The sequence below is a fragment of the Protofrankia sp. Cr2 genome (assembly GCF_963555885.1).
Classification (GTDB): Bacteria; Actinomycetota; Actinomycetes; order Frankiales; family Frankiaceae; genus Protofrankia.
In genome coordinates this window covers 83,750-84,495 of sequence record NZ_CAUVXG010000020.1, presented here as the reverse complement: position 1 = coordinate 84,495, position 746 = coordinate 83,750, and the positions used below count along the sequence as shown (strand labels likewise).

Genomic DNA, 746 nt, shown 5'->3' with positions numbered 1-746 from the left:
GGACGGGTTGTTGTCGAAGAACGAGCGTAAGAACGGGTGGACGCTCGCCGAGCACGCCAAGGACCGGGGGCCGCAGAAGATGCAGCGCCTGCTGAACGAATACGCCTGGGACGCCGACGGCGTACGTAACGGCATCCGATCGTATGTCATCGATCACCTGTTCGAGCCCGACGGGGTACTTGTCTTGGACGAGACGGGATTCATCATAAGGACATGCATCAGAGAGCGTCCAACGTCAGTACAGCGGGACAGCGGGACAGCGGGGCGGGTCGAGAATTGTCAGGTGGGTGTCTGCGCCGTCTATGCGTCCGGCCGGGGGCGGGCGTATGTCGACCGCGAGCTGTATCTGCCGGAGAAGTGGACGGACGACCGGGAACGGTGCCGGGATGCGGGCATCCCGGACGACGTCGCATTCGCGACGAAGACGGAGCTGGCGCTGGTCATGGTCCGTCGGTTCCACGAGGCCCATCCCCAGCTGGGCTGGGTCGCCGGCGACGAGGTCTACGGCCGCTCCCCCGAGCTCCGGACCTGGCTCGAGGATCAGGAGATTGGCTATGTTCTGGCCGTCGCGACGAATACCGAGGTCTCCACGGCGCACGGCCGATTCCGGGTCGACGCTCTCGCTGCCATGGTGCCTGACACGGCGTGGGAGACGTATTCCTGTGCTGACGGCTCGAAAGGGCCACGGCTCTACGACTGGGCGCTGGTCGAGACCGCCGATGCCGCCGGTCCCGCCGGACGGCCGC

Annotated in this window: 1 protein-coding gene; it reads left to right on the top strand. The window is 66.2% G+C overall.

What is annotated here, in order from left to right; translation table 11 throughout:
* A partial coding sequence (locus U9978_RS11835) for an IS701 family transposase (protein WP_322761148.1) occupies positions 1–746 on the top strand: 746 nt, incomplete at both ends.